Origin of the sequence: Arthrobacter sp. MA-N2, assembly GCF_000517125.1 — a bacterium.
In the GTDB taxonomy this organism is placed as follows: Bacteria; Actinomycetota; Actinomycetes; order Actinomycetales; family Micrococcaceae; genus Arthrobacter; species Arthrobacter methylotrophus.
In genome coordinates this window covers 1677660-1685209 of record NZ_KI912155.1, presented here as the reverse complement: position 1 = coordinate 1685209, position 7550 = coordinate 1677660, and the positions used below count along the sequence as shown (strand labels likewise).

General features: G+C 59.8%; 1 protein-coding gene, 1 rRNA gene and 2 other annotated features (1 of these 4 only partly in view). Both genes read right to left on the bottom strand.

Going from position 1 to position 7550, the window contains the following annotated elements:
• Positions 1-687: a sequence feature (23S ribosomal RNA rRNA prediction is too short), on the bottom strand; it reaches 129 nt to the left of the window's first position.
• Positions 688-694: 7 nt separating this feature from the next.
• Positions 695-1297 (bottom strand) — a sequence feature (23S ribosomal RNA rRNA prediction is too short).
• A gap of 556 nt (positions 1298-1853) precedes the next feature.
• A 16S ribosomal RNA gene (locus A3M3_RS0108590) occupies positions 1854-3379 on the bottom strand.
• Between the two features lie 483 nt (positions 3380-3862).
• A complete protein-coding gene (locus A3M3_RS0108585) occupies positions 3863-7549 on the bottom strand; it encodes a 1,4-alpha-glucan branching enzyme (protein ID WP_028265991.1) in 3687 nt (1228 codons plus the stop codon).
• Between the last annotated feature and the right edge of the window lies 1 nt (position 7550).

Genomic DNA, 7550 nt, shown 5'->3' with positions numbered 1-7550 from the left:
CCCCTACCACTCCAGACGACTGAACCACGAAGGCTTGTCTACTATCTGAAATCCACAACTTCGGCGGTGTACTTGAGCCCCGCTACATTGTCGGCGCGGAATCACTTGACCAGTGAGCTATTACGCACTCTTTCAAGGATGGCTGCTTCTAAGCCAACCTCCTGGTTGTCTTCGCAACTCCACATCCTTTCCCACTTAGCACACGCTTAGGGGCCTTAGTTGGTGGTCTGGGCTGTTTCCCTCTCGACTATGAAGCTTATCCCCCACAGTCTCACTGCTGCGCTCTCACTTACCGGCATTCGGAGTTTGGCTGACGTCAGTAACCTTGTAGGGCCCATCGGCCATCCAGTAGCTCTACCTCCGGCAAGAAACACGCAACGCTGCACCTAAATGCATTTCGGGGAGAACCAGCTATCACGGAGTTTGATTGGCCTTTCACCCCTACCCACAGCTCATCCCCTCCATTTTCAACTGAAGTGGGTTCGGTCCTCCACGACGTCTTACCGTCGCTTCAACCTGGCCATGGGTAGATCACTCCGCTTCGGGTCTAGATCACGCCACTAACTCGCCCTATTCAGACTCGCTTTCGCTACGGCTACCCCACACGGGTTAACCTCGCGACGTAACACTAACTCGCAGGCTCATTCTTCAAAAGGCACGCCGTCACAACTACAAGGCTGCTCCGACGGATTGTAAGCACACGGTTTCAGGTACTGTTTCACTCCCCTCCCGGGGTACTTTTCACCTTTCCCTCACGGTACTGGTCCGCTATCGGTCATTAGGAAGTATTTAGGCTTATCAGGTGGTCCTGACAGATTCACACGGGATTTCTCGGGCCCCGTGCTACTTGGGATCCTCTCCAGGCGGTACACAACATTACGGTTACGGGGCTAACACCCTCTCCGGCCGGCCTTTCAAGACCGTTCACCTATGCCTGCACCCACACCCCACCGGTCCGGCAGAACCAGTACGGAAAGTCCCACAACCCCGCCCATGCAACGCCCGCCGGCTATCACACATGGAACGGTTTGGCCTCATCCGCGTTCGCTCGCCACTACTAACGGAATCACTCTTGTTTTCTCTTCCTGCGGGTACTGAGATGTTTCACTTCCCCGCGTTCCCTCCACACACCCTATGTGTTCAGATGCGGGTCACCAGATCACGCCTAAACGCCCCTGGCGGGGTTTCCCCATTCGGACATCCTGGGATCACAGTCCGGTTATCGACTCCCCCAGGCTTATCGCAGATTCCTACGTCCTTCTTCGGCTCCTAATGCCAAGGCATCCACCGTGTGCCCTTAAAAACTTGACCACACAAAGATCAAAAACTCTCGAAAGAACCAAACCACCGAAATGGCCGGGTTCATAAAAAAGAAATTGCTGTAAGACACGCAAACAAACACCAAAATGCCTGCCGCGCGCCTAGATGCTCGCGTCCACTATGTAGTTCTCAAACAACAACCCCGTACCACACACCCCGCACCAGCCCCCCACCCCCACAACAGGAACAGGAAACCACACGCACGAACCATGCAGCCAGGAAACCAGAAACAAACAAACCCGGAACAAACCAGACAACCCTCACAGGCCACCCAACCCCTCCCGGCCCTGTTGCCTCAGGACCCAACAGTGTGCCAAACACGAACACCAACACCCTCCCCGCACCCTTCCAGACCACCCCCCGCAAAACGAGGAACAACCGTACTAAGCACAGAAAAAACACCGGCCGCTATCTGCTGAAATTCCACCCATGAGCACCCACCGCAGAACGAACGCCTGCGCAATGGGCTTTGCTTCCACACACCCCCGAACCATCCATGCAGACAGCACAGGGGCAATAATGGTGCTCCTTAGAAAGGAGGTGATCCAGCCGCACCTTCCGGTACGGCTACCTTGTTACGACTTAGTCCCAATCGCCGGTCCCACCTTCGACAGCTCCCTCCCACAAAGGGGTTAGGCCACCGGCTTCGGGTGTTACCAACTTTCGTGACTTGACGGGCGGTGTGTACAAGGCCCGGGAACGTATTCACCGCAGCGTTGCTGATCTGCGATTACTAGCGACTCCGACTTCATGGGGTCGAGTTGCAGACCCCAATCCGAACTGAGACCGGCTTTTTGGGATTAGCTCCACCTCACAGTATCGCAACCCTTTGTACCGGCCATTGTAGCATGCGTGAAGCCCAAGACATAAGGGGCATGATGATTTGACGTCGTCCCCACCTTCCTCCGAGTTGACCCCGGCAGTCTCCTATGAGTCCCCGCCATCACGCGCTGGCAACATAGAACGAGGGTTGCGCTCGTTGCGGGACTTAACCCAACATCTCACGACACGAGCTGACGACAACCATGCACCACCTGTGAACCAGCCTCAAGAGGGGAACGCATCTCTGCGCTTTACTAGTCCATGTCAAGCCTTGGTAAGGTTCTTCGCGTTGCATCGAATTAATCCGCATGCTCCGCCGCTTGTGCGGGCCCCCGTCAATTCCTTTGAGTTTTAGCCTTGCGGCCGTACTCCCCAGGCGGGGCACTTAATGCGTTAGCTACGGCGCGGAAAACGTGGAATGTCCCCCACACCTAGTGCCCAACGTTTACGGCATGGACTACCAGGGTATCTAATCCTGTTCGCTCCCCATGCTTTCGCTCCTCAGCGTCAGTTAATGCCCAGAGACCTGCCTTCGCCATCGGTGTTCCTCCTGATATCTGCGCATTTCACCGCTACACCAGGAATTCCAGTCTCCCCTACATCACTCTAGTCTGCCCGTACCCACTGCAGAACCGGAGTTGAGCCCCGGTCTTTCACAGCAGACGCGACAAACCGCCTACGAGCTCTTTACGCCCAATAATTCCGGATAACGCTTGCGCCCTACGTATTACCGCGGCTGCTGGCACGTAGTTAGCCGGCGCTTCTTCTGCAGGTACCGTCACTTACGCTTCTTCCCTACTGAAAGAGGTTTACAACCCGAAGGCCGTCATCCCTCACGCGGCGTCGCTGCATCAGGCTTTCGCCCATTGTGCAATATTCCCCACTGCTGCCTCCCGTAGGAGTCTGGGCCGTGTCTCAGTCCCAGTGTGGCCGGTCACCCTCTCAGGCCGGCTACCCGTCGTCGCCTTGGTAGGCCATTACCCCACCAACAAGCTGATAGGCCGCGAGTCCATCCAAAACCGCAAAAGCTTTCCACCACCACCACATGCGCGGAGCGGTCATATCCGGTATTAGACCCAGTTTCCCAGGCTTATCCCAGAGTCAAGGGCAGGTTACTCACGTGTTACTCACCCGTTCGCCACTAATCCCCCCAGCAAGCTGGAGATCATCGTTCGACTTGCATGTGTTAAGCACGCCGCCAGCGTTCATCCTGAGCCAGGATCAAACTCTCCGTTGAAGTAAAACAAAAACAGACACAACCACCACCACCGGAAACAACGGCGACAGGGCTGCACAAAATTTGAAACCAGCTGAAAACCAGACCCCACCCACAAAAACAGACAAGGCCCGGCAAAATCAACCAATTCAATAAAAAATCGGTATCAACAAACTTGGCACACTATTGAGTTCTCAAACAACAGACACACCCGACACCACCCAAACCACACGGTCCAAGATCGCTCCGGAGCAACTTCCCAAACTTACCGGCTGCATACCTCCTAGTCAAATCGGCGTCCTTGACTTGATTTTCACGAGGAACTTAGTCAACTTCACCGATCTCCACTGGGGAGCAGCGCGGGTACTAACTATACCACCACTTCCCCGGGGAGGCAAAAAGCTCCTCGCCCTAGCTCCTGCGTCCGGGCGAGGGCCTGGACGCAAGAAGCTTGGGCCCGGAAACCCGCGGCTTCCGGGCCCAAGCTCAGCCAAGCAAGGGTAACTAGGCCAAAGGCGTGAACCAGGACGCGCCGAGCGGCGGCAAGGTGACAGTCAGTGCCGCAGGCAGTCCTTCCGCTCCAGGCGCGGTGGCAACCAGCTCACCGCTGTTGATCACATCGGAGCCTCCGTACACCTCGGCGTCAGTGTTAAGCACTTCCTGCCATGCCCCGGCAGATGGGACGCCAAGCACATAGTCCTTGTGGGGGCCGCCAGAGAAATTCACGGCGCATACCAAGGGATTGCCGTCGTGGTCCCACCGGATGAATGTCAGCACATTGCGATCTGCGTCTGCACCGTTGATCCATTGGAAGCCGCCGGGTTCGTTGTCCCGAACGTGCAAGGCCGGCGTCGAGCTGTACAAAGTGTTCAACTCGCGGGTGAGCAGCTGGAGCCCCCGGTGCGAGGGGATGTCGGCAAGGAACCAGTCGAGGCCGTGCTGCTCGGACCATTCGGCTTCCTGGCCGAATTCGGTGCCCATGAAGATGAGCTGCTTGCCCGGGTGGGCCCATTGGTACGCCAGGAAGGCCCTCAGGTTCGCGAGCTGTTGCCATCGATCACCGGGCATCTTACGCAGCATGGAGCCCTTGCCATGCACTACCTCATCATGGCTGATGGGCAGCAGGAAGTTCTCCGTGAAGGCGTAGACCATGGAGAACGTCAACGTACCGTGGTGCCAGCGACGGTTGATCGGGTTTTCGGAGATGTATTTGAGGGAATCGTGCATCCAGCCCATGTTCCATTTGAGGCCGAATCCCAGGCCACCATGATTGGTGGGCGCGGTGACACCGGGAAACGCCGTGGATTCCTCGGCAATGGTCACTGCGCCGGGGTGGGTCTTGTAGATCGTGGCGTTGACCTCTTGGAGGAAGGAAATGGCTTCCAGGTTCTCCCGTCCGCCGTGGATGTTGGGGAACCATTCTCCTTCCTCGCGTGAGTAGTCCCGGTAGAGCATGGACGCCACAGCGTCCACCCGAAGCCCATCGATGTGGAATTCCTCAAGCCAGTACAAGGCGTTCGCGACCAGAAAGTTGCGCACCTCGGTGCGTCCGAAGTCGAAGATGAGCGTGCCCCAGTCCGGGTGCTCGCCAAGCCGGGGATCGGAGTGCTCGTACAGCGGTTCGCCGTCGAAGCGGGCAAGGGCCCATGCGTCCTTCGGGAAGTGCGCCGGGACCCAGTCCAAAAGGACGCCGATGCCCGCTTGGTGCAGCGAATCGACCAGGAATCGGAACTCATCAGGATGCCCGAAGCGAGAGGTCGGAGCAAAATAGGACGTCACCTGGTAGCCCCACGAACCACCAAAGGGGTGCTCGGCTACCGGCATGAACTCGACGTGGGTGAAGCCAAGCCACTTCACGTATTCCACGAGGTCCTTGGCCAACTCTTTGTACCCAAGACCAAGGCGCCAGGAACCGAGATGGACTTCGTACACGCTCATGGGCGAGTTGTGCGGATCCTTGTTGGCACGCGCAGTCATCCAAGCGTCGTCCTTGAAGCGGTAGCTGGACTCAACCACGCGTGAAGCGGTCAAGGGTGGTACTTCGGTGCCGAAGGCGAGCGGGTCCGCTTTCTCTACCCAATGTCCGGCCTTGGTGAGCAGCTCGAATTTGTAGCGCGCCCCTGCTACAACGCCCGGAATGAAGACTTCCCAGACTCCTGAGGAGCCGAGGGAGCGCAAAGCGTGTTCACGCCCGTCCCAGGAGTTGAAGTCGCCTTTGACGCGGACTGCCTGCGCGTTAGGCGCCCAGACGGCGAAAGAGACACCGTCTACATCGCCGAGCGGGGAGCGGTAGTGCTGGACGTGGGAGCCCAGCGTGTCCCAGAGCCGTTCGTGCCGGCCTTCTCCGATGAGGTGCAGGTCCACTTCACCGACGGTCGGGAGGTAGTGGTAGGGATCATTGATGGTCACGGGATCGGAATCGCCGTACACCACCTCCAGGCGGTAATCCGGCACGTGGCCGGGCTGCACCGGCTCGAGGACCGCCACCCAGACGCCGTCGCTCTCGTGGGTCATCGGCGTGGAACCGGCTTCGGTGACCACCGTGGCCGAAGCCGCGAGATGCTTGACGGTTCGGATGGTGACGTGGCCGTGGTCGTCGAGGTGTGCACCCAGCACCGAGTGCGGGGCGTGGTGCGCACCAGCGGCCACCCGGCCCAAGGTAGCGGCGTCCACATACAGCGGGACCCGGGGCCGTTCGGTACGTGCTGAGCCTGTCATTTCCTTACCTTCCGATGTCGCCGCGGCATCCGTGCCGGGGCTCGTATTGCCGAGGAGCTGCCGAGAGGCGTTGACCGGAATGGGTAACCAATCCGGCCTGTTCCGCAACTCGTAAATCACCTCGTACAAGGCCTTGTCCAGCCACAATGCCACAAACAGCGGTGAGCGGCGGTCAATCGTTCCCGGGGTGATGTCGCTATACCCGGCCAGGAACGCTTCGGCGCAGTCATCAACCCATGTGTCGGGCACCACGGCGCCAGGATTCTCGCGGGCCGCCGCGCCGGCCGCATAGTCGAACGACCTCAGCATTCCGACGACGTCGCGCAAGGGAACGTCGGGGATGTTACGGTGTTCGATCGGCCTCAGTGGCTCGCCCTCAAAGTCCAGGATCGCCCACCGGCCCGGTGCGCCGGCGGCGCCGGGCACCAAGAGGATCTGGCCCAAGTGAAGGTCACCGTGGACGCGCTGCAGTGTCCCGGACTCTTTGCCCTCCAGTTGGGACATGAGGGCCTCGAGCTGCTGCTCATGGGGCCCGACGGCGGTGCCCGCTTCAGCCCACGACTGGCGGACGCGCCGGACTACTTCGGGCGCGATGTCCTGGCCTGGAACCCGTTCCCCGGCAGTCCCAAGGCTCTCCGCAAGACGCAGGTGCACGGTGGCCGTCGCCCGGCCCATCTCCCTGGCCTCGGCCCTAAAGTCCGTGCCGGTTGCGGCGGCGTTGACCGCGAGACGCCAAGCGTCCTGCCCGCCCGCGAGGAACTCGTGGGCCACCGCGAGGTCCGCGGAGGCCGTGCCGTGCCGGCCCAGAGGCGTCCGCACTTCCCATGTTCCGGTAATCCAGCCGATCGTCGATGGCACTTCCTGGGTTCCTGCCGCAGTCAAGGCGGCGCCGACCTCGACCTCCGGGTTCTTACCTATAGACAGGACACGGAAGATCTTCACGATCGCCGCGGACACGCCGTCGTCGACGATCACCGAAGTGTTGGACTGCTCGCCGGAAGAGACGCGCACGGATCCATCGGCAGTGGGCAGCCGCAGGCTGCCAGGCACCGAATGGCCGCTCGCTGCGCACTCCCCCTCTCCGGGTTCCACCGAGGCCTCCTCCCTGATGAGATCCAGCCAAGCAGTCACGAAAGCGGGATCGTGGGGCGCGTCGTAGACCCAGACTGGCTTGTCGCCGTCGACCGTTCCGCTGATCTGGCCCACTAAGGCAGCGGCCAAAGCCGGCAGCGGAGCATAACGGTAACTGAGCGGGACCTGGATGATGTCAGTCTGCATCCCGCCGTCGGCCGTTGCGTAGCGGATGGACAGTAGCCGGACCTCCAAGCCCGCACCCGCGGCGGGGTCAACAAGCCTGAAGGCGCCGACGAAGTCGAGGTCGAATGACCCCGCTTTGACCGGAAACCAGCGCTGCCGGGGCAGCCATTCATTGAGCAGGGGTGCCAGGACCGTGGCGGGCGCAAAGAGACTCATA

What these genes read in the sequence shown, in the direction of transcription:
- A3M3_RS0108585 (WP_028265991.1), bottom strand. Translation starts at nt 7,549, where the DNA reads ATGAGTCTCTTTGCGCCCGCCACGGTCCTGGCACCCCTGCTCAATGAA.